This window comes from Martelella mediterranea DSM 17316 (assembly GCF_002043005.1).
Taxonomy (GTDB): Bacteria; Pseudomonadota; Alphaproteobacteria; order Rhizobiales; family Rhizobiaceae; genus Martelella; species Martelella mediterranea.
This window is the reverse complement of the sequence record NZ_CP020330.1, coordinates 1,781,108-1,803,177: the sequence shown is the minus strand read 5'-3', so window position 1 is coordinate 1,803,177 and position 22,070 is coordinate 1,781,108. Positions and strand designations below refer to the sequence as shown.

Annotated in this window: 21 protein-coding genes; 15 read left to right on the top strand and 6 right to left on the bottom strand. The window is 63.1% G+C overall.

Annotated elements, in window-relative coordinates; all coding sequences use genetic code 11:
• Positions 1 to 60: 60 nt before the first annotated feature.
• From Mame_RS27270 to Mame_RS08360, 8 genes are all read left to right on the top strand, one after another.
• Entirely contained in the window at positions 61 to 342 is a 282-nt protein-coding gene (locus Mame_RS27270; RefSeq protein WP_235726846.1) for a hypothetical protein, read from the top strand.
• A 1,093-nt stretch (positions 343 to 1,435) separates the two neighbouring features.
• Positions 1,436 to 2,947, top strand: coding sequence for an ABC transporter substrate-binding protein (locus Mame_RS08390; RefSeq protein WP_033410705.1), 1,512 nt, complete (start codon positions 1,436 to 1,438; stop codon positions 2,945 to 2,947).
• Positions 2,948 to 3,081: 134 nt separating this feature from the next.
• Positions 3,082 to 4,023, top strand: coding sequence for an ABC transporter permease (locus Mame_RS08385; protein WP_026173708.1), 942 nt, complete (start codon positions 3,082 to 3,084; stop codon positions 4,021 to 4,023).
• A gap of 2 nt (positions 4,024 to 4,025) precedes the next feature.
• Positions 4,026 to 4,919, top strand: coding sequence for an ABC transporter permease (locus Mame_RS08380; RefSeq protein WP_018066187.1), 894 nt, complete (start codon positions 4,026 to 4,028; stop codon positions 4,917 to 4,919).
• A complete protein-coding gene (locus Mame_RS08375; protein WP_018066188.1) occupies positions 4,920 to 6,035 on the top strand; it encodes an amidohydrolase family protein in 1,116 nt (371 codons plus the stop codon).
• Positions 6,032 to 7,027: an ABC transporter ATP-binding protein gene (locus Mame_RS08370; protein ID WP_018066189.1), complete on the top strand. Its 996-nt coding sequence runs from the start codon at positions 6,032 to 6,034 to the stop codon at positions 7,025 to 7,027. Before Mame_RS08375 ends, Mame_RS08370 begins: the two co-directional genes overlap by 4 nt.
• Positions 7,024 to 7,986, top strand: a complete 963-nt coding sequence (locus tag Mame_RS08365; protein ID WP_018066190.1) for an ABC transporter ATP-binding protein — start codon at positions 7,024 to 7,026, stop codon at positions 7,984 to 7,986. Before Mame_RS08370 ends, Mame_RS08365 begins: the two co-directional genes overlap by 4 nt.
• On the top strand, positions 7,976 to 8,500 hold the full coding sequence (locus tag Mame_RS08360) for a RidA family protein (protein WP_235726847.1): 525 nt from the start codon (positions 7,976 to 7,978) through the stop codon (positions 8,498 to 8,500). The genes Mame_RS08365 and Mame_RS08360 overlap by 11 nt, the downstream gene beginning before the upstream one ends.
• Here Mame_RS08360 and Mame_RS08355 read toward each other — a convergent pair.
• Positions 8,470 to 9,264 carry an IclR family transcriptional regulator gene (locus Mame_RS08355; protein WP_018066192.1) on the bottom strand — a complete coding sequence of 265 codons (795 nt, stop codon included), beginning with the start codon at positions 9,262 to 9,264 and terminating at the stop codon, positions 8,470 to 8,472. The two genes, Mame_RS08360 and Mame_RS08355, sit on opposite strands and share 31 nt — an antisense overlap.
• Before the next feature lie 60 nt (positions 9,265 to 9,324).
• Here Mame_RS08355 and Mame_RS08350 point away from each other — a divergent pair, with 60 nt between their 5' ends.
• The 4 genes from Mame_RS08350 (at position 9,325) to Mame_RS08335 (ending at position 14,352) form a co-directional block, all read left to right on the top strand.
• Complete coding sequence (locus Mame_RS08350) at positions 9,325 to 10,557, top strand: aminotransferase class V-fold PLP-dependent enzyme (RefSeq protein WP_018066193.1); 1,233 nt, start codon at positions 9,325 to 9,327, stop codon at positions 10,555 to 10,557.
• Between the two features lie 106 nt (positions 10,558 to 10,663).
• Positions 10,664 to 12,466, top strand: a complete 1,803-nt coding sequence (locus Mame_RS08345; RefSeq protein WP_018066194.1) for a DEAD/DEAH box helicase — start codon at positions 10,664 to 10,666, stop codon at positions 12,464 to 12,466.
• A 294-nt stretch (positions 12,467 to 12,760) separates the two neighbouring features.
• Positions 12,761 to 13,375: a TetR/AcrR family transcriptional regulator gene (locus tag Mame_RS08340; RefSeq protein WP_033410708.1), complete on the top strand. Its 615-nt coding sequence runs from the start codon at positions 12,761 to 12,763 to the stop codon at positions 13,373 to 13,375.
• Entirely contained in the window at positions 13,372 to 14,352 is a 981-nt protein-coding gene (locus tag Mame_RS08335; RefSeq protein ID WP_018066196.1) for a zinc-binding dehydrogenase, read from the top strand. The genes Mame_RS08340 and Mame_RS08335 overlap by 4 nt, the downstream gene beginning before the upstream one ends.
• A 222-nt stretch (positions 14,353 to 14,574) precedes the next feature.
• On the opposite strand, the gene Mame_RS08330 is transcribed toward Mame_RS08335, so the two are convergent.
• Positions 14,575 to 16,008 (bottom strand): alkaline phosphatase D family protein, encoded by a 1,434-nt coding sequence (locus Mame_RS08330; RefSeq protein ID WP_018066197.1) that lies wholly within the window; start codon positions 16,006 to 16,008, stop codon positions 14,575 to 14,577.
• Between Mame_RS08330 and Mame_RS08325 the strand changes: the two genes are divergently transcribed.
• Positions 16,001 to 16,984, top strand: coding sequence for a tellurite resistance TerB family protein (locus Mame_RS08325; protein ID WP_210162270.1), 984 nt, complete (start codon positions 16,001 to 16,003; stop codon positions 16,982 to 16,984). The genes Mame_RS08330 and Mame_RS08325 overlap by 8 nt on opposite strands.
• Positions 16,985 to 17,074: 90 nt before the next feature.
• On the opposite strand, the gene Mame_RS08320 is transcribed toward Mame_RS08325, so the two are convergent.
• The 3 genes from Mame_RS08320 to Mame_RS08310 all read right to left on the bottom strand — a co-directional run bounded on the left by Mame_RS08320 (position 17,075) and on the right by Mame_RS08310 (position 18,954).
• Positions 17,075 to 17,461 (bottom strand): type II toxin-antitoxin system death-on-curing family toxin, encoded by a 387-nt coding sequence (locus Mame_RS08320; RefSeq protein ID WP_026173711.1) that lies wholly within the window; start codon positions 17,459 to 17,461, stop codon positions 17,075 to 17,077.
• Between the two features lie 11 nt (positions 17,462 to 17,472).
• Positions 17,473 to 17,700, bottom strand: a complete 228-nt coding sequence (locus Mame_RS08315; RefSeq protein ID WP_018066200.1) for an AbrB/MazE/SpoVT family DNA-binding domain-containing protein — start codon at positions 17,698 to 17,700, stop codon at positions 17,473 to 17,475.
• A gap of 177 nt (positions 17,701 to 17,877) precedes the next feature.
• Complete coding sequence (locus Mame_RS08310) at positions 17,878 to 18,954, bottom strand: NAD(P)H-dependent flavin oxidoreductase (protein WP_018066201.1); 1,077 nt, start codon at positions 18,952 to 18,954, stop codon at positions 17,878 to 17,880.
• A gap of 134 nt (positions 18,955 to 19,088) precedes the next feature.
• On the opposite strand from Mame_RS08310, the gene Mame_RS08305 reads away from it, so the two are divergent.
• Positions 19,089 to 19,982, top strand: coding sequence for a LysR substrate-binding domain-containing protein (locus Mame_RS08305; RefSeq protein WP_018066202.1), 894 nt, complete (start codon positions 19,089 to 19,091; stop codon positions 19,980 to 19,982).
• A gap of 130 nt (positions 19,983 to 20,112) precedes the next feature.
• Here Mame_RS08305 and Mame_RS08300 read toward each other — a convergent pair whose 3' ends face one another.
• Complete coding sequence (locus Mame_RS08300) at positions 20,113 to 20,805, bottom strand: GntR family transcriptional regulator (protein WP_018066203.1); 693 nt, start codon at positions 20,803 to 20,805, stop codon at positions 20,113 to 20,115.
• 136 nt (positions 20,806 to 20,941) lie between these two features.
• On the opposite strand from Mame_RS08300, the gene Mame_RS08295 reads away from it, so the two are divergent.
• Complete coding sequence (locus Mame_RS08295; RefSeq protein WP_018066204.1) at positions 20,942 to 22,054, top strand: sugar ABC transporter substrate-binding protein; 1,113 nt, start codon at positions 20,942 to 20,944, stop codon at positions 22,052 to 22,054.
• The last annotated feature ends 16 nt before the right edge of the window (positions 22,055 to 22,070 follow it).

The following is a 22,070-nucleotide window of genomic DNA, read 5'->3' as shown; positions in this document are numbered from 1 at the left end:
ATATGCGCCACCTAAGGCGTGGATCATGTCGGATACCTCTTCCGGCTTGCCGAGCGCGAGATGATCGAACGCGATCGCCGCAACGTCGAACGCCGGGCTGATCGTCGCGGGGCTGGCGTGTGGAATGTCCTTGCCCCAAACGGTCGAGACAGATCAACGTCTCACATCTTGTTTGAAGCTGAGACTAGAAAATTAATTATTTTCAATAACATATACAACATAAACAAAAAAATAAGTGACGATATTAGTATAGACTCTTCTTTTATTGACTCGAAAATGGATGAAAATACTATTTTCATCGATTTAAATTATCCTATGGCCGACGGCGAGCATGGCGCGTAGGGGCTTTGCGACATTGTGGATGGTGGTCAAAAGTACGTCGCTGCCGATGTGATACTCGCCGACGGTGCACCACAGCATTCCCACGACATCGCTGCCCCGCATTGCCAGAATATAGGCCGATTGCGCCGGCCGCGCGACAATGCGCGCAATGATAGCTTCCAACTTTGCGGGACTGAAGGGAATACAGGAAAACCGGCATTCCACATGCGCCGCCTCCGCCAGCGCCACCGCAGGCCGGATATCCGCGCCCGGCCCGAGCAGCGAGAACCGGAGACCCGCGCACCTCGCCTCACGCCTTTCCGGCGCAAACCTCAACGGCGCCCCAACAACCATCCCCGTCCCCCGACGTCGCATTTCTCTTACATTGCAACTATCGGCTCCGAAGGCGAGGCAGCCAACTTCGACACAACCAAAAGCTGCACCTCATCAGCCGCCGATCATTGACGATCGAAGTCATATCGTCTCTGCCCGCCTGATCGGCGATCTCCGATTCAAGGATACCACGGCCGTGGAAGCAGAGGTGGCCGCACACGGGGAATGAACGGCCTCGTTTCCAGGACGGCCGCTGCACCTGTCCTGGAGCACTCTCGTGAGCCGGTGGCGGACCAATGCCTTACCCAAAAGGTCTTGAAGGGATGTGGACAAACGGCCCCGGCATCGACTTCTTTGGTTTCCGCATCATAGGCCGTCGTCTCAAGACTTCAGCCGCGCGGAGCGGGCGCAAGCGTGCTGGTCAAGTCACTACCTTTGCGAATTGCAATAAGATGATTTTCGTCCCGCGTGGCCATGATGCGGCGGACACCTGTTTCGGCCGGTGCAAATTTCCCGGCGCTTCGGAAAGATGTGCTGCCGCTTGCCTGTCGAGGTGGAGTGGCACGGCTTCTCCGACCAGAATCTCGAGCATTTTTCGCGATCGCATGATCGTGGATCTCGAGGATTTGGCGGTCATAACCGGCTCAAAGCATGATGCAATGAGGCGTGGCGGGGCGAGGATTGGCCAGTCGAGGACCCGGAAACAAATCCGTTGACAGCATATAGAGCAATTTATATTCTCTTAAATGGGACTATATTACATAATAATGGAGCAGTAATCATGAATCGTCTTATCTCTCAATTGTCATGCGCTTCGGCGCTGGCGCTCGCGATGGCCGTGTCCGGCCATGCCCAGGCGCAAACCGAAATCGACGTCGCCATGATCGGCGAACCCGATACGTTCGACCCCATGGTCTCCACCAAGGACGTGGTCAGCATCGTGACCCAGCACTTCGTCGAGACCCTGTTCACCTTCGACGACAATTGGGCGACGGTTCCGTTGCTTGCCGCGGCCATGCCCGATGTCAGCGATGACGGGCTGACCTATGTCATCCCGATCCGCGAAGGTGTCACCTTCCACGACGGTTCCACGATGGATTCGGCTGACGTTGTCGGCTCGCTGGAGCGTTGGCTCAAAGTGGCCTCGCGCGGCAAGAGTGTCGCCGCCTATGTCGACAGCGTCGAGGCGACCGGCGACTATGAGGTGACCATCAAGCTCAACCAGCCCTACGCGCCGCTTCTTTCGCTTCTCGCCTTCTCCAACTCGGCGGCTGTGGTCTATCCCGAGGAAATCCTCGCCGACCATATCGATAACGTCGTCGGGACCGGTCCCTACGAGATCGCCGACTATGTGCCGGACCAATACATCCAGCTCGTCCGCTTCGATGGCTATAGCCAGCCGACGGGCGCGGCCGAACGCAAGCAGGTTCCCGACGAAATCCGCTTCGTTCCCGTCGCCGATCCGAATACGAGGGTCGAGGGTCTGCTTTCCGGCCAGTTCGACTTCGCCGACAGCCTGTCGACGGAATCCTATGACAGGCTGGAATCGAGCGACGCCGCCGAGCCGCTGCTGCTGGAGCCATTCGGTTGGCCGGTGTTCGCGATGAACCGCAACAAGGGCATGATGACCGATATCGAGATCCGCAAGGCCGTGCAGGCCGCCCTGCCTTTCGACGACATGCTGTATGCCGCCTTCGGCGACGAGAAATTCTATCAGGTCGACGGCGCGATGTACCCGGAAGGCTGGGTCTGGAACAATGACGGCGGCGTCGAACTCTATAACCAGAACGATATCGAAGCAGCCGCCGAACACCTGGAGAAGGCCGGCTATGACGGCACGCCGCTGCGCATCCTGACCTCACGCCAGTACGAGTTCCACTACCAGATGGCCCTGGTCGCAAAGGCCGCGCTCGAGGCTGCCGGCTTCAAGGTGCAGATGGATGTCGTGGACTGGGCCACGCTCGCCGAGCGCCGCAACAACCCCGATCTCTGGGATATCTACATCACCCACTCCCCGTTCCTGCCCGAACCGGCCCTGATCTCCAGCTTCTCGGCCCAGGCGCTGGAAGGCTGGGATGAGCCGGTCAAGAACGAGATCTTTGCCCGGTTCAATACCGAGACAGATCCGGAAGCCCGCAAGGCCGCGTTCAAGGAACTCCAGACCGAACTTTACGAGGATGTCGGCTTCATCAAGGTCGGCAACTTCAATTCGCTGCAAGGCAAATCGAGAGCGCTCGAAGGCGTCAGCGCCTCGCCTTGGCCGAAGTTCTGGAACGCCTCGACGTCCGAATAACGAGACTTGCCGGCGCGGCGTCATGAGCGTTGCGCCGGCGGCTCGTTAAAAGGCCGACATCGCCACGGGACGTTGAATGCGGATATCGTCCAGGGCCGGTATGCTTCGTTCGACATGCCAGGGAACCGAACTGAATGACACATTACCTCATCAGGCGCTTTATGGGCATGGTGGTCGTGACCTTCCTCGTGCTGACGATCGCCTTCGTGCTTGTGCGGCTCGCACCGGGAGATCCGGCGGCCCTGATGCTGGGGCCGGACGCGACGCCTCAGGACGTCATGGATCTGCGCGCCAGCCTCGGCCTCGATCAGCCCATCTTCGTGCAATACCTCACCTTCGTCGCCAATGCCGCACAGGGCGATCTCGGCCGCTCGCTGTTCTTCGACAATTCCGTGACCTCGGTGCTGGCGGCGCGGGCCGAGCCGACCGTGTTCCTGTCGCTGTTCTCGCTGATCTTCGCCCTCGTCATCGCCACGCCGATCGGCATCTACGCCGCCTACCGGCGCGGCTCGACGCTGGATCAGTCGGCGGTGACGACCGCCATGCTCGCCGCATCGGTTCCGAGCTTCCTGACCGGCCTGATCTTTCAGCGCTATCTCGCCACCGAGCTCGGCTGGTTTCCCGCCTCCGGCTATGGCGGACCCGATGCCGGTTTCCTTGATCGGATGTGGCATCTTGTGCTGCCCTCGATCACGCTCGGCATCGTGAACTCGGCGCTGATCCTGCGTTTCACCCGCGCTTCGATGCTGGACATTCTCAGCGAAGACTATGTGCGCACCGCCCGCGCCAAAGGCATGAGCGAGCGCCGCGTGGTGCTGCGTCACGCGCTCAAGAACGCCGGCATTCCGATCATCACCGTCGTCGGGCTCACCTTCGCGCTGCTGGTGGCGGGTGCCGTGGTCACGGAGCGGGTGTTCAATCTGCCGGGGCTTGGCAGCCTCGTGGTGAATGCGGTGCTGCGGCGGGATTATCCCGTGATCCAGGGCACGCTCATCGTGGTGGCGATCCTCTACGTCTTCATCAATCTTCTGACCGACCTTCTCTATCTGGTCATCGACAAGCGGGTGCGGTACTGACCATGGCCGATACGACACTTTCCTCCGGCACGCCGGAAACGGCCGAACCGGAAGGCACGGGCGAACCCGGTTTCTTCCGTGTCCTGCTTGCGCGGCGCTCGGTTCAGGTCTCGCTGGTCGTGTTCCTGGCGATCGCGATTCTCTGTCTGTTCGCGTCGCTGGTGGCGCCCGCCAATCCCGATGCGATGTCGGTGCGCATGCGCCTGCAGGGGCCGAGTGCTGCCCACTGGTTCGGCACGGATGCGTTCGGGCGCGATGTGCTGTCACGCCTTCTCTATGCCGGGCGCTCCTCGCTCAGCATCGGGCTTTCGGTGGCGATCCTTTCGTCGCTGCTCGGCGTGGCGATCGGCCTGACGGCAGGCTTCTTCAGCCGGCTCGACTGGCCGTTTTCGCGGATGATCGACGCGATGATGGCGTTTCCCGACATACTGTTGGCGTTGTCGCTAGTGGCGATCTTCGGCGGCACCTTGACCAATGTCGTGATCGCGCTCTCGATCGTCTATGCGCCGCGCGTCGCCCGCATCGTCCGCGCCTCGACCATGGTCATCCGCGAAATGCCTTATGTCGAGGCCGCCCGGGCGCTGGGAACGCGGACCTGGCGCATCATGATCACGCATGCGCTGCGCAACATCGTTTCGCCGATCCTGGTGCAGGCCACCTTCATCTTCGCCTATGCGATGCTGGCCGAGGCCGGCCTCTCCTTCCTCGGCATCGGCGTCGACCCCGAGACCCCGACCTGGGGCATCATGGTCAATGAAGGCCGCCAGTATCTCGACACGGCCATCTATCTCATCCTGTTTCCGGGCGTTGCCATATCGCTGTCCGTACTGACGCTCCAGATCGTCGGCGACGCGCTGCGTGACGCTCTCGACCCGCATCTTGCCAAGGAAGCCTGAATGTCTCTCACTCTCGTCAATTTCCGCATTATCGGGTTCGATGACGCGCCCGATCAAATCCACATCGGCGATGACGGCCTGGTCGCGGAGAACGCCGCGCCGGACGCCCGGATCATCGATTGCAACGGCGCTTTTCTGTCGCCCGGTTGGTGCGACCTGCATGTCCATGTCTGGCATGGCGGCACGGACATTTCGGTGCGGGCCTCGCAGGCAGGCAGGCCGACCGGCGTCACCGCCATGGCCGATGCCGGCTCGGCCGGCGAGGCGAGCTTTCACGGTTTGCGCGAATACGTGATCGACCGCCAGTCCGAAACCGTCCGGGCGTTTCTCAACATCGGCTCGATCGGCCTCGTCGCCTGCAACCGGGTGCCGGAACTGATCGACTGGCGCTCGATCGACATCGACAAGACGCTGGCCGTGGTCGAGGCCAATCGCGACGTCATCAGCGGCATCAAGGTTCGCGCCTCGGGTGTGATCGTCGGCTCCTGGGGGATCACGCCCGCCAAGATCGCCAAGCGCGTCGCCGAAATGACCAAGCTGCCGCTGATGGTGCATGTGGGCGAACCGCCGCCGCTGATTGACGAGGTGTTCGAACTTCTGACGCCGGGCGATATCGTGACCCATTGCTTCAACGGCAAGGCCGCCGGCTCGATCCGCGATACCGATGCGCTGTTCAAGATGGCTCAGGACATGGCGTCACGGGGCATATTGATGGATATCGGCCACGGCTCGGCCTCGTTCAATTTCGAGACGGCGCGCGCCTCGATGGCCGATGGCCTGAAGCCGTTCTCGATCTCGACGGACCTTCACCTTCACAGCCTCGAGGACCCGGTGCGCGATCTCGCGACCACCATGTCCAAGCTCTACGGCGTCGGATTGTCGTTCGAGGACTGTATCGAGGCGGTCTGCGCCGGACCGCGCGGCGTGCTCGGCCTCAGCGGGCGCGGCGGCCTTGCCGCGGGCACGCGCGCCGATTTCACGGTTTTCGATTTCGCCGAGGCCTCGCTGCCGGTCCTCGACAGCCAGGGCAACAGCATGACGCTGGAACGGCTGTTCGAGCCGCGCATGACGGTGATCGGCAACGACGTTCAGCCGGCCGCGCGGAGGGCCTCATGAACGAGGACGCCATTCTGGATGTCCGGGGACTGAACGTCCGCTTTCGCGGCCAGGGGCGCGAGGTGACGGCGCTGCGCGACGTCAGCTTCAGCATCGGCCGCGGCCGGACGCTTGCGCTGGTGGGCGAGAGCGGCTCCGGTAAATCGGTGACCTCGCTGGCGCTGATGGGCCTGCTGCCGCCGAACGGCAGGATCGCGGCGGGCACGCTTGCCTATCGCCACCGCGACGGCCGCGTGCTCGAACTGACGGAGCTTGGCGAAGCGGAGCAGCGCCGGCTGCGCGGCGTCCAGATGTCGATGATTTTCCAGGAGCCGATGTCGTCGCTCAACCCGCTGTTCACGATCGGAGACCAGATCGGCGAGATGCTGCTCCTGCACGAGACCATGGACGCGGCGACGCGGCGCAGGCGCACGATCGAAATGCTGGAACTGGTCGAGATCCCCGAAGCCGCGCGGCGGATGGACAGCTACCCCCACGAACTCTCGGGCGGCATGCGCCAGCGCGTGATGATCGCCATGGCGATGATCTGCAAGCCTTCGCTGCTGATCGCCGATGAGCCGACGACCGCGCTCGATGTCACGATCCAGGCGCAGATCCTCGACCTGATGCGGCAGTTGCAGAAGGATTTCGGCATGTCGATCCTGTTCATCACCCATGACATGGGCGTGGTGGCCGAGATGGCGGACGATGTCGCGGTCATGTATGCCGGCGGGGTGGTCGAGCAGGCCGGCGTTGACGCACTCTTCAACGACACCCGGCATCCTTACACAAAAGGGCTTCTCTCCTCGATACCGGGGCCGTGGCGCCGCCGCGGCGAGCGGCTGGTGCCGATTCCGGGTTCCGTTCCGCCGCTTGCCAGCCTGCCGCCGGGATGCGCATTCGCGCCGCGCTGCGGCTATGCCGAGCCGCGCTGTCGCGAGCCGGTGGCGCTGACGCGCAAGGCGCCCGACCATCTCGCCGCCTGCATCCTTGAAGGTGTTGAGGCGCCATGACTGAACCCTTTATCAGCATTCGCAACATGACCAAGACGTTCGGCCCCGCGAGCGACCCGGTCTATGCCGTCAACGACGTCAGCTTCGATATCCCGAAGGGGTCGATAACGGGGCTGGTCGGAGAAAGCGGTTCGGGGAAGTCCACGCTCGGACGCAGCCTGCTCAGGCTGATCGAGCCGACATCGGGCAGCACGGTTTTCGACGGCTGCGACCTCAACAGCCTGAAGGCCGGCGATCTGAGGGCCATGCGGCGGCGCATGCAGATGGTGTTTCAGGACCCGGTTTCTTCCCTCAACCCCAGGCTTTCGGTCGAGGCGATCATTGCCGAAGGTCTCGTCGCACATGGCATCGGCTCGCGGCGCACCCGCCGCGATAAAGTGGCTTCGCTTCTGGAGGAGGTCGGTCTCAGCGCCGACCACATGCGGCGCTATCCGCACGAATTCTCGGGCGGCCAGCGTCAGCGCATCGGCATTGCCCGCGCGCTCGCGCTGGAGCCGGAATTCATCGTCGCCGACGAGAGCGTCTCCGCCCTCGATGTGTCGATCCAGGCGCAGGTGCTCAATCTGCTGCTCGATCTGCGCGAACGGCGCAACCTGACCATGCTGTTCATCGCCCACGACCTGTCGGTGGTCGACTATCTCTGCGATCAGGTCGCGGTCATGTATCTGGGCCGGCTGATGGAAATCGGTCCCGCCGCCGATATCCACGAACGTCCGCGCCACCCCTACACGCTGGCGCTGAACTCGGCAATTCCGATGCCGCGGCCTGGCGCTGCGCGCAACCGGGAGGTTCTCAAGGGCGATATCCCCAGTCCGATGTCGCCGCCATCCGGATGCGTCTTTCGGACCCGATGCGCGCACGCCCGCGAGATCTGTGCCGCCGGCATTCCCTCGCCCGTGGCGGTTTCCGCGGGTCATTACAGTCACTGCAAGAGAATAGAGGCAATTGGTGAAAATTGATAATTTGCGGGAATCGCCCGAGGCGAGGCTCGTCCGATCCGGCCTCGCGCTCCCGGCGGATCCGCCCCGGCCGGTCGGCTCGTTCTGCAACGTGCGCCGGTCCGGCAACCTGCTGTTCGTATCCGGTCAGGGGCCCGTGCTCGCCGATGGCACGCTCATGACCGGAAAGGTCGGCGATACCGTTTCGGCGGAAGAGGCGCGCGAACATGCCGAACTCGTCGCGATCAACATCCTGACCGCCCTGCGCGCGTTTTGCGACGGCTCGCTCGACCGGGTGAGAGGCGTGGTGAAGCTGCTTGGCCTCGTCAACGCGACGCCGGAGTTTTCGCGCCACCCCTATGTCATCGACGGCGCCTCGGATCTGCTCGCCCCCATCTTCGGACAGGCCGGTATTCACTCGCGCTCCGCGTTTGGCGTGGGCTCGCTGCCCAACCAGATCACGGTCGAGATCGAGGCAATCTTCGAAATCGATGCGGACGGCCTTCAAGCCGGAACAATGGCGGACGTCCTATGACCCACAGCGCGCTCGACAAGTTTTGCGGCCTCGCGCACCTGCACGGAAATGCTGTCGAACTTCTCCTCGAGCCGGTGGCGCGGCATGACCACGGACATGGTGAGCTGGCAGGCGCCGTCAGCGTCGCGGATGGGGGCGGCGATGCAGACCACGCCCTCCTCGGAACTGCCCGACTGCACCGAAAGCCCTTCGAGAAAGTCCTTGCGGCTGCGCTCGGAAAGAGCTTCCGGATCGGTTTCGGCAAGCCCGGTGTTGGAGGGACGGGCGCTTTCGGCGAAGGCGGCGGTGCGTTCGGCGGGACCGAGGTGGCCGAGCAGAAGCAGGCCCGAGGCGGTCCAGTTCAGCGGAACGCGGGTGCCGACATCGGAGGTCACGCGAAAGTGGCCCTCGCCCTCGGCCATGCCGATGACGACCATCATGCCGCCGTCGCGGGCGCAGACCTGAACCATCTCGCCGGTTCGCCGGCTGAGCGCGAGCATTTCCTTCTCGGCCTCGACATACATGTTCATGCGCGAGCGGTAGGCAAGGCCGTAATGCATCAGCCGCGGTCCGAACCAGACAAGGCTCTCGGACGTCCGGCTCAACATGCCGCGTTCGACCAGTTCATCGATCAGTCGGTAGATCGTGGAAACCGGCGCGGCGGCGCTCTTGGCAAGTTCGTAGGCGGTCATGGGACGCCTGTAGTCGAGCAGGATATCCATGATCTGCAGCGTCCTGTCGATACCGCTGGTGCGCGAGCGCGGCGCTTTGCTGGTGTCTTGCATTCCAGTTCCGACCTTCCTTGATTGACGTCATCTTATTTCATAATTATGGAGTATTTTTCAATGGGCAATGACCAACCCTCCAAAACGCCGGATTGGCGCTGGCACGACGAAAACGGCTTCCGGCGCGTCGTCAACGTCGCCGGCACGATGACGGGGCTCGGCGCCTCGGTTGCGCCCGCCCCGGAGGTCTCGCGCGAGACGGCCGCCGCCACCGAGCGTTTCGTCGACATGCATGAATTGCAGGCGCTCGCCAGCAGGACGATTACGGAACTGACCGGCGCCGAGGCGGGCTGTCTGACGGCTTCGGCGGGGGCCGGCATATCGCTTGCGGTGGCGGCCTGCATGACCGGCCTCGACCCGGCGCGGGTCGAGGCGCTGCCTCTCAACCCCGGCCCGAAGTCGGGGGTCGCGGTGCAGATGGGACATCTGTGCGAATACGGGTCCTCGATCACGACCGGGGTCGCGCTTGCCGGCGCGAATGTCCGTATCGCCGGCACGGCGACGCTGTGCAAGGACTTTCAGCTTTCCGCGGTTCTCGACGAGAACACCGCGGCCGCGCTTTACGTGGTGTCGCATCACGTGGTGCATTACGGCCAGATCCCGTTCGAACGCTTCGCGCGGCTTGCCCATGAAAAGGGCGTGCCGGTGATCGTCGATGCGGCCTCGGAATATGATCTGCGTGGCTTTCTCGAGAAGGGCGCGGACCTGGTCATTTATTCCGGCCACAAGTTCCTCGGCGGCCCGACCTCGGGCATCATCGCCGGCCGGCGCGATCTTGTGCGGGCCTGCTATCTGCAGAATATCGGCATTGGCCGCGGCATGAAGATCGGCAAGGAAAGCATCATGGGCGCGATCGCCGCCATGCGGGCCTGGATGAAGCGCGACCACGCGGCGATCCGCGCGCGGGAGACAGCGGCGCTCGAACTCTGGCGCGAGGCGCTCAGCGATCTCCCCGGCATTTCCGCCTATCGCGTCCCCGACCCGACCGGCAATCCGCTGGAACGGCTGCAGGTCGACGTCGATCCGGACAAGGCCGGCGCGGGCGCTCCCGTGATAACGGCCGCCCTCGGCAGACGCGATCCGGCCATCATCGTGCGCGGCCACGAGGCCGAGCTCGGATACTTCCAGCTCGATCCCTGCAATCTTCTGCCGGGCCACGCCGAACTCGTCGCCGAAGCGCTCAGGGATGAAATCTCGCGCGGCGCGTGGGAGGGGATCGACCCGGAAGAAGCGCTCGCCTCCGCCCGCAACGGCGGCACGGATGGCTATCTGCGCTGGCTTGGCAACGGCTGAAGCATGTCTTCATCAGCGAGCGCTCCAAGGGGCGCGGAATTCGGCAAACTATTGCTATCCAGAGCGCACACATGATGTTATTCGGCGGCTCACAAAGGTGGTGCCCATGACCCCGAATACCGATACCAACGCCAAATCCCCGTTTGCCGCGATCCATCCGGCCCTTGCCTCCGCCATCGCGGCGAAAGGCTACAGCGCGCTGACGCCGGTTCAAATGGCGATGACGAATGAAGATCACGGTGACGCCGATCTCCTGGTCTCGGCGCAGACGGGTTCGGGAAAGACGGTCGCCTTCGGCATCGCCATCGCGTTGACGCTGCTTGGAAACGGCGCGCGGTTCGATGCCGCCGCCGCGCCGCTCGGTCTGGTCATCGCGCCGACGCGCGAACTTGCCATTCAGGTCCAAAAGGAGCTCGAATGGCTCTATGCGGCGGCTGAGGTCAGGATTGCCACCTGCGTGGGCGGCATGGACATGCGCAATGAACGCCGCGCGCTCGACCGTGGCGCCCATATCGTCGTCGGCACGCCCGGACGGCTGCGTGATCACATCATGCGGGGCGCGCTGGACCTCGGCGCCATTCGCGCCGTGGTGCTCGACGAAGCCGACGAGATGCTGGATCTCGGTTTCCGCGACGACCTGGAATTCATCCTCGGCGCCGCGCCTGAGGAGCGCCGCACACTCTTGTTTTCGGCGACCGTGCGGCGCGGCATCGCCGAACTGGCCAGGACCGTCCAGAAAAACGCGGTGCGCATCGAGACGACGGCGTCCACCGCGCAGCATGCCGACATCGAATACCAGGTGATGCTGGTGCGGCGCGACGAGCGCGAACACGCCATTATCAACACGTTGCTCGATACCGACAGCGCAAGCGCGCTGGTGTTCTGCCACACACGCGAAGCGGTCCGCCATCTGACGGCGCGGCTGGCAAATCGCGGCTTCGCGGTGGTTTCGCTTTCGGGTGAGATGGCGCAATCGGAACGGTCGAATGCGCTGCAATCGATGCGCGACGGGCGCGCGCGTGTTTGCGTTGCGACCGATGTCGCGGCGCGCGGCATCGACCTTCCGAACCTCGACCTCGTGGTCCATGCCGACGTGCCGAGCAATCCGGAGACGCTGCTGCATCGCTCCGGCCGGACCGGCCGCGCCGGCCGAAAGGGCATCTGCGTGCTGATCGTTCCGGAAAACAGACGGGGCGCGGTTCGGCGCGTGCTTGCATTGGCGAAGCTGACGGCAACCACCCGTGCGGCGCCCGGCATCGCCGATATCGAGGCGCGCTACCGCCGACGGATCATCGATGCGGCCGCCTCTGCCGCGCCGCCCAACGGAGAGGAAGTGGAATTCGTGGCCGAATTGCTGGACCGGGTGGGGCCCGAGCGCATCGCGGCCGCATATCTGCGCCAGCAACTGGCCGCAAACCCCGTTCCCGAGGAGCTCGTGCCGCTGCCCGTGGAAACGCTCGACAGCAAGACGCCGGGTCGCGACCGCCGGTCCGCAGACAAACAAGCGTCGGTTCGAGAACCGCGCGGCCCGGACCTGCAGGACGGCGTATGGTTCACCATCTCGCTCGGGCGCAAGCAGCGCGCCGATCCGAAATTCCTGCTGCCGATGATCTGCAACGCAGGCGGCGTGACCAAGCGCGATGTCGGCAAGATAAAAATCGACGACACCGAAACCCGTTTCGAAATCTCCGCCGACAAGGCCGCCGGTTATGCGAAACAGATCAGGCAGCCAGGCAGTCTCGAAAGAGGGATCATGATTGCGCCGGCCGGCGAGATGCGCGAAAAGCCGAGACAGGTGAAACAGAAATTCAAGCAGGACGGCAAGCCGCCCCGCAAACATCCGGCCCCGTCGGCCGACCGCGGCAAAACCGCGAAACACAAGAGCCGCAAACCGAAGCGCCCTGCCTGATCGGAGCGTTTCGGCCCAGCCCCGCCTTCATGGCCGCGTTCGCGAACCACGCGCGACCGACCCAACGTCCGGCTTGGAGGCGTGACGCTGCCTTGAAAAGGCCGGCTAAGCCTGAGGGACATGGTCCATGGTGAAGGGCAGCGTGAGGTCTTGATGGGATACGAACCGGCGACCCGGTTGTCATGATATCGCTCAACTTTGAACTCCTGGAAACCGACCACATGCGAGAAGCCGAGGGCGTATATTTGTCCGTAGTTACTAGACGACCGGTCTATTATTTCCTATATGCGGTTCATGACAAAGCAAAGCAAGTCTGATCAGACCCGGCAGAAGATCCTCACCACAGGCCGTCAGTTGGTGACGAAGGGAGGCTTCAATGCTGTCGGGCTGTCCCTGATCCTCAACGCCTCCGGCGTCCCCAAGGGTTCGTTTTACCACTACTTCCCGTCAAAGGAGGCTTTCGGAGAGGCACTGCTGCAGGACTATGTCGCGGAATACCGGACGCGCCTCGATGCCCTGATGAAGATGGATGGAACGGCAGCGGAAAAGCTGATGACCTTCTGCGCGGCCTGGTTGGACCAGGAACGTCAGGCGGGGTTGGTCAGCACCTGTCTCGTGGTCAAGCTCGGCGCCGAGGTTGCCGACCTCTCGGAGAGCATGCGCAAAGTGCTCGACAATGGCGTAAAGGTCCTGATTGCGATGCTGGCAGACCTGCTGTGGGAGGGCGCCCATGACGGATCCCTTTTGCCGCAGGACGATCCGGATGCAGTGGCTGAAACGCTCTACGCCGAATGGCTGGGTGCTGCGATCCTTTCAAAGCTCGCCGCTGATCAACGCCCGCTGGAGCGGGCACTAATCAATACCCAGGCGCGTCTGATCGCTGACGCGCACAAAGGAGAAAACCAATGAAAGCTGCAGTTCACGACGTTTTTGGCGAACCGAAAGACGTTATAGAAACCCGTGAGGTTGCCCTGCCGGAACCGGGTGCAGGCGAGGTGCGGGTCGCCACCCTGCTGTCGCCGATCCACAATCACGATCTATGGACGATTCGAGGCAACTACGGCTACAAGCCGCCCCTGCCCGGCGCAATCGGCGGATCGGAAGCCGCAGGTTTCGTTGACGCTGTCGGCGAAGGCGTCGACAAGGCGCTTGTCGGAAAGCGTGTCGCCATCGCAGGCGTCCACGGAACCTGGGCAGAACACTTCATCGCGCCCGCTGCCGGCGTGCTGCCGCTGCCCGAGCAGATTTCCGACGAGATGGGCGCGCAGCTGATCGCCATGCCGTTCTCCGCCATTTCGATGCTCGACATGCTGAAGGCCGGGAAAGGCGACTGGATCATCCAGACGGCTGCCAATGGAGCTGTCGGCCGGGTCATGGCCATTCTGGCCGAGGCCCGCGGCATTCATCTTCTGAACCTCGTGCGGCGCGACGAGGCCGCAGCGGAACTTCGCGCCGAAGGCATGAAGAATGTCGTGTCCACTTCGACCGATGACTGGAAGGACGAGGCGCAGAGGGTCATAGGCGAAGGCCGCGCCATTTCAGCGATCGATTCCGTCGGCGGCGATATCGCCGCAGATCTGGTCGATCTCCTCGCATCCGACGGCGAACTGGTGGTTTTCGGAACCGCCACAGGCGCGCCGATGCCATTGTCATCGGGCGCCCTGATCATGAAGCAGATCACGGTCAAGGGCTTCTGGGGAGCACGCGTCAGCGCCGAGATGGATCCCGACAATCGTATCCGCCTGATCACCGAACTGGTCACGCTCGCGGCAAAAGGTGTCCTGACGCTTAATGTCGGCGGCATCTTCGCGCTCGACCAGGTGAAGGAGGCGATGGAAGCAAGCCTGACGCCCGGCCGGGCCGGCAAGGTGATGCTGAAGCCGTGAGCAAAGAGACAACGCCTTCGGTGCAAATCCGGGGGCGGGCCAAAAAAAGCGCGAGCGCTTCCAGGAAAAATGGATGCCGGGCTTCCGTCTGGACGCGCGTAAAAACAAATAGATAGAGTATCGACGCGAAGCCAAGCCTGCGGGATGGCGGTAAACCTCGGCGGTCGGTCCGAATTGCGTGACCTTGCCCTCCCACAGATCCGCGATCCCGATGGGTGCTGTTCAGAGTTGGAGCGCCGGCGTCGCTCCGGATACTTCCAGCTCCCACCACGCGCGCCAGGTGCTGTCTTGTCGCTCGAGGACGAGATAGTTGCGCTCGGCCACATAGCGTGCGCGCTGCCCGGGCAGGCATGCTACGCGGATCGGATGGTCGGGAAGCGGGTTCTCGCCAAGCCAGGACAACGCGCCCAGAGCGCGCGCCCATGCTTTCGGCGGGGCACGATGCGCGATCCCCGATGCCACCAGCTGATGCAGATGCAGGCCGTTGCCGATATCCATGACCGCCCGGGTGGCAAGGTGGATTTCCCCCGAGATGGCGGCCACATTGTGCTGATCCTTCAGCGCCATATCGCGAACCAGCAGCAGCATGCGCCGCCATTCCTCGCGATGCGCGCGGCTTTGCCACTGGTCGCGCAGGTCGTCTTCATACTTCTGCATGCGCGGGACGGCCATCATGCCGGCCTCGAGCAAGGACAAACGCGGCCCCAGCAGCGGGACACTGGACATAAGGATCGTCTGCCCCGGCAGGTCCCGCACCGCTTCCGCCTCCATCATTGCCCAGCCACCCGGCCCCATGATATCGCGCCGCGTACGCTCCGATCGCAGATCTGGCGCGATGATGCGCAGGCCGGGCATGTGAATGCTCCACCCCATATGCGCGCCCGACCGATCCGCAAAGCGCGCCGGAAAATCATCTTCCGTGGCCGCTTGCTGAAACAGCAGAAAGCTTTCCCTTGCGGCCGCAAACAAGGTCTGGCCGACGGGAGAATAGGTGCGGGAGCGACGTAACGATCCCCAGCCATCGCAGATGTCGTGATCGTCCCATTGCATCAGCGAGGGCACGCGGGCGGCCAACCACGCCAGCTCCGGCGCGTCATAGAGCGCGGCATACCGCGCAAAAAAGCGTTCGCGCAGATAGTGGCCGAGATCGGCAAGCGCGGCGCGCGAGGGGTCGCGCGGCAGCGTATCGGGCCAGTCCGCGCTCAACGCATGGCCTTCGGTGACTTCGTCGGCATAGACCTGATCGCCGCCATGAAGCATGAGGGCGAAGGGCTGGCGCCGGTGCGCTTCGCGCAGGCGGCTCCACATGGCGTTGCGCTCTGAACCTTCGCGCGCCATGTCGCCCACTTCTTCTCCGTTGCAGGAGACATAGGCCAAGCGAAAATCACCGGTCAGGTCGCCGGCGACCCGGTAGGTTTCGCCGTTCCAGTCGTATTCCGACGACCGGTCGGCGGGCAGCGAAAACCGCGCGCGCCAGACAGTGGCATTTTCGAAATGCGCGAGGCTGACGGCGTGCACATCCCCCGTCGCAAGCCTGATCGGCGACGGCTCGCCGTCTTTCGACGTGATGAACAGGGCCGAAAGGCACATGTGGCCGTTCTCGATATCATCAAGGTACAGAACGGGACCGATAGGGGCTGCAATGTGAATGGCCATTTCCACGCGATATTGTTGCGGATACGAAGTCGAAATCCTGGAACATGAATTCAAGGCCGCTTTCGGGCATGCCGAAGACAGTGCTGCGAAACCGCGAATTCCACGCCAGCCCGGCCCGGCAGCTTCGCATCTTGCGAAGACACTTGCTAGCACTTACCTCCACTCTGAGAAACAGGAGCTTTTCATGAACCCGCAAAAACTACTCGAACAGTTTCTTGGCCCCGACGCCGCTGCAAAGCTGGGAAGCGGGTATCATGGCGCGCAAGGAACGCAGCAAGCTCAGGGCGGCAATGGCATTGGCGGGTTGATCAGCGGCGCTCTGGGCGGTCGCGGCACGCAGCAGTCGCAAAAAGGCGGCGGTATCGGCGTGCCGGGCGGCGCGCTCGGTGGCCTCGCGGCCGGCGGGCTGTTGGGCGTGATGCTTGGCAACAAGAAGATACGCAAGATGGCCGGAGGAGCGCTTGGTTATGGCGGTGCGGCCGTGCTTGGCGCCCTGGCGCATCGGGCATACCAGAACTGGCAGGCTGGACAGCAGGCCGACCAGGCGCCGGTCGCGACCGCCACGGACGTGCCGCAGGAGGGTTCGCGCTTTGCGCCCTCGCTCGGAGCTGACAACAAGCCTTTCGCCCTGGCGCTCATCCGCTCGATGATTGCCGCCGCGAATGCCGATGGTCATATCGGAGCCGACGAACAAAAGCAGATATTCGAGGCGGCCAACGGCTCTGATCTCGACGCCGACGACAAGGCGTTCATCTTCGATGCCATGCAAAACCCATTGTCACCCGACCAGATTGCGGCCCTGGCCGCGGACCAGGAACAGGCGGCAGAACTGTACCTTGCCGCGCGGGTCGCGATTGATCCCGATCATCCGGACGAAAAAGCCTTCCTGCAAAAACTGTCGCAGTCCTTGCGGCTCCCGATTGCTCTTGCCAATCATCTCGACGCCCAGGTCGCGCAGAACCTCGAGACCAGATAGCGCCGTCGAACTCCTCTGCATTCAACCTGAAAACGCCCTTGGGCGAAGCAAATTGCTTCGCCCAAAGTCCGGCGATAGCCTGATTTCCCGTCAAGCTTCGACCAGCCGATCCCTGAACCAGCGTGCGAGTTCGTCTTCCCCAATCACGCCGCCAGCCACGCCTTCCATCAACTGAATTGCATCGACAGGCTGGAAGCGAAGCCGGTATCCGTTATCGGCAAGGAAAAGACGCGCCGCGATCCAGGCCGTGCGTTTGTTGCCATCCATGAAACCGTGGTTCTTGGCGAGACCGAAGGCATAGGCTGCGGCAAGGTCTGACGCGTCCGGGGCGCCAGATGCGGCCAGATTCCGCGGGCAGGCCAAGGCTCTTTCTATCCCGTCAGCGTTTCGGATGCCCTCGGAGCCGCCATGTTCCGACAATTGCCTGTCGTGAACCGCATATATGACAGCCGGTTCCACCCATCGCCAGTTCTTCATTGCGACACCCGTCATTTGGCGAGCGCGCGCAATACCTCGCGGTCGTCATGCATGATTTCATCGGCGAGTTCCATCTGGCGGACGAACTCCGGATTATAGGGCGTAAGGCGATAGCCGCCATCCGCTGTTTCCGTCAGATAGAGGGTATCGCCCTTCTTGACCTTCAGATGGGCCATTATTTCCTTGGTGAGGATGACGCCGGACGATGCGCCAACCGTTGTAATCTTCACGCTGTGCATAGCTTCTGCCTCTCTATATAATCGCTATTATATAGACAATGACGCCTCATCGATCAATGGCAGGAGTCTCCACGGCGAAATGCGACGCAGCGTGCGACGCGGGATCACGACATCACGCAACGCCGCTCCCTTGAGCGGAACCAGAGGGAAAACGAAGGCAAGACAGCACCGTAATTTTTAACAGCGACCGTCGATACACGACATTTCACCGAACCGCATTTCACGCGCGAGTGTTGCCATAAGCTCTGCCGCGGGCATGGCACGCGCGAGCGGCGCACCTTGCCCCGCCCATTGCGCACCGTAACCGGCCTCGCCGCGGGCTTTGGCGGCGGCGTGAAGGGCCTTTCCGGCGTCGTAGGCAATGGGATAGTCGGGCGGTGTGGTTCCGCGAAGCGATGTTTCCGCCAGCTCCGTGAACCGGTTGGCAAGTGCGCGCGCCGGCCGGCCGGAAATCGCGGTCGTCAGCCGCGTGTGGAAGGCGCCCTGCCACTTCAACGCCGCGCGATAGGCATCATCGGCGGCAGACTCTGGGCAGGCGATGAAGGCTGTGCCGAGCTGTGCGGCGATCGCGCCGAGATCGCAGGCAGCCGCAATGCCCGCGCCATCCATGATCCCGCCCGCCGCAATGACGGGAATGCCGGTCTTCCTTGCCAGAAGCCGCGTCAGCGCAAATGTGCCCAGACCATCATCGGCGGCCAGCGGATCGAACACGCCACGATGCCCGCCGGCCTCGATCCCCTGTGCGATGACGGCATCGAGCCCGGCGGCCTCGACGGCTTCGGCCTCGGCAAGGCTCGTCGCCGTCGCGAAAAGTCGGATGCCGGTGTCCTTCAGGGCAGCAATCGTTTCAGCAGGCGGCAGGCCAAAATGAAAGCTGACGACTGCCGGCCTTTTCTCGACCAGAAGAGACAGCATCTCCGGATCATCGGAAAAGCTCTTGTAGATAACGCGCAGATCGAACGGCGGCGCGGCGCCGAATTCGGCGAAGGACGGTCTGAGTGCCGCCAGCCATGCCGCCTCCCGTTCAGGGTCCTGCACGGCAGGGCCATGCACGAAGACGTTGACGTTGAAGGGCCGGTCCGTTTGGGTGAAGGTTTCGTCGACCATCGCGCGGGCGCCGGCGACATCGCTTGCGCCAATGCCGATCGAGCCGAGCCCGCCGGCGTTTGAGACCGCCGCCGCCAGCGCCGGGGTCGAGACGCCAGCCATCGGCGCCTGAATGATTGGCAGCGTCATTCCGAGCCCTTCAAGCATTTCGCCATCTCCTTTCACCGTTCCGCACACATATCGATCGGGTCGGCACAAATTCCCTAAAAGAGAACGGGCCTTGACCTTAATTCCCATTTAAAGAATATATATTTCCATTGCTTCTGCAATGGAGAATTTCGATGGACCTCGCCACACTCGCCGTCTTCAGGGCCGTCGCCAGAGAGGAGAGCATCACCCGGGCCGCCGAGCTCCTGGGTCGCGTGCCATCGAACGTCACCACCCGGATCCAGCAGTTGGAGGCGGAGGTCGGCGTGGCGCTGTTTGCTCGCGAAACGAGACGCATGGTGCTGACCAGCGAGGGTAAAACCTATCTCGACTATGCCGAACGCATCCTCAATCTCGCCGAAGAGGCGCGCCAGCAGATCAATCCCGAAGACCCCGGCGGAACGCTGCGCATAGGCTCGATGGAAAGCACCGTCGCAAGCCGCCTGCCCGCATTGCTTGCCGCCTTCAACCGCGACTGGCCGGACGTGACGATCGAGCTCTCGACGGCGCCGACACGCCAGCTTGTCGATGCGGTTCAGGCCCACCGTATCGACTGCGCCCTCATCGCCATTGCGGCGGACGATGGCTGGAGCGCACTCGACGCGCTGGAAACAATCCCCCTCTTTCGCGAGGAACTCGTCCTGCTCGTGCCAAAGGGGCACCGCCCGGTTCGCGCGCCAGCGGACGTGGAGCCGATGGCGCTGGCAGCCTTCGCGCCCGGCTGCACCTACCGCATGCTGGCGGAGGAATGGCTGATGGGCGGAGCGCCCGCCCGCTCGCGCCTGAAGATCCAGGAGGTCGGCTCCTACCACGCCATGTTCGCCTGCACTGCGGCGGGGGCCTGCGTCAGCGTCATGCCGAAAAGCGTCGCCGACACGCTGTCCCATCTCGGCTCCGTGGAAGAGCATGAACTGATGGCCGTCGACACCCATCTGGCCTGCCGGCCGGGGTTCGCCACGCCAGCATTCCTCGAATGGCGCAAACGTCTCCTGGCTGCATCGAACATCGAACTTTCAGCGAGCGCGTGAGAGACCGGTCGTCCCCGATACGTTCCGGAAACCGGTCGACCTGCTTTTCAGTATTCTCAAGCGGCGCGCCGATCGCCTTTGCGCAAGCCTCTTCTTGGCCGCTTTCGGGCCAAGCTACATGTGCCCGGACCTACTGCGCCAGAGTGTGATCAGATCGGGGCCCGCTTTCTTGCAGCGTTTTGAGGAGCACTTCATACGCGCTGTCAATGTCCTCCCGCAGGGCGGAGACCGCGCCCCCGGCATCGCCCGAGCAGATTCGCTCATACAGAGCGCGATGTTGGCGGTTCGACGCCTTGTAGTGACCATGGCGTTGCAGCAGGTGGAACTGCGGATTGATCCGGAGCCAGAGCGTGCCAATGATCTCAAGCATGAGCGCGGAGCCCGCCTGCGTGTAGATCGCGAAGTGGAATTCGTAATTGCGGTGGATGAAGTCGCGCACCTGCCCCTTGGCTTCAGCATCTTCCATGCGTTCCAGCAAGGCCTCGAGTTTCGCCTCGAACGCCGGCGTCCGGTTCGCGACAGCCCAGGTGACGGCCGAGGCCTCGATCTCGGAGCGGACTTTACGCAGGTCCTCAAGCTGTCGCACGCCGAGCAGCGGCACGCCGATCGACCGACCGGACACGACCGTCAGCGCTCCGAGCGCCATTAGCCGGGAAATCGCCTCGCGCACCGGCATCGGACTGACATTCAGCGCCTTGGCGATGCTCGCCACGGTGACCGATTCTCCCGGAGCGATCTCGCCCTGGAGGATCAGGTCGCACAGGCGCTGGTGCACCAGCGCCTGAAGCGTCTCCTTTTTCAACGGCGTCACGTTTTCGAGCATGGTGAATCCTCTTGTTCCACATGCAAAGCTACGAAATTTCCCGTCAAAGAGAAAGAGGTTTTGACTTTTGATCAAAGATATTTAATCTTAACTCCTGTGGGGCGACTTGGAGAGTCGCCTACCAAGGGAGGAAGCCATGATTGGACGTTTATTAGCCGGCGCAGCCTGCGCCATCGGTCTTGCGGGGGCAGTGCAGGCGCAGGACGCCGAGCCCTATAAGATATTTCTGTCGATGAGCTACATCGGCAATGACTGGCAGGCCGAAGCCTCGAACATGATCAAGGCGCTGGCCGCATCCGAGGATTACAAGGACCGCGTCGACCTTGAGGTGCAGGTTGCCGGCCCCAATGCCCAGCGCCAGATCCAGCAGATCAATGCCATGGTGCAAGCCGGCGCCGATGCAATCGTGGTCTACCCGATCTCGCCCACGGCGTTGAACAGCGTGGTGCGCAGCGCCTGCTCGCGCGGTGTGACGATCATCGCCTACGATGCCGAGATCACCGAGCCCTGCGCCTATAACGTCACCATCGATCAGGCCGAAGCGGGTCGCAAGACCGCCGAGTGGCTGGTCGACGAGATGGGCGGCGAAGGCGACGTGGTGATGGTAACCGGTGTTCCCGGAACATCGGTCGACACCGCCCGCACCTCGGCAGCCAAGGAAGTCTTCGCTGAACACGCAGGCATCAATATCGTCGGCGAGGCCGTGGGCATGTGGAGCCAGGCGGTGGCGCGGACCGAGCTCAACAAGCTGATGGCGACCCGCGACTGGTCCGATATCGACGGGCTGTGGATGCAGGTTGGCTGCTACACCGCCAACGCCATGCAGCTCGAGGCGGGCCAGGCGCCCGAAGACCTTCTGCCTTGCGCGGGCGAGGGCTCGAACGGCGGGCGCATCCAGATGCTGCCGGCCAACGCCGAAGTTGACGGCGCCGCAACGCCTTATGCACCTATGGGCGCGGCGCGGATTTCCTATGCCTCGCCGCCCTATTCCGGCGCGCTGGCGCTTAAGCTGGCGGTCGACAAGCTCGACGGGACCGATATCACGCAGCACACCACCCTGCCGCTGCCGCTGGTCACCAACGACACGGTCGAATTGTGCGAAACCGGTAGCTGGGAAGAACAGAAGGCCGGCTGCAACGCCTTCCAGCCAAGTCTGGTTTCAAACCCGGGCTGGTTCGCCTCGATCTTCTCGGAAGAGCTGCCGCAGCTCGGGTTGAATGCCGCGCTTGTGGGCCAGCCCGAGCGGTGATCCCGCGCCCCGATCC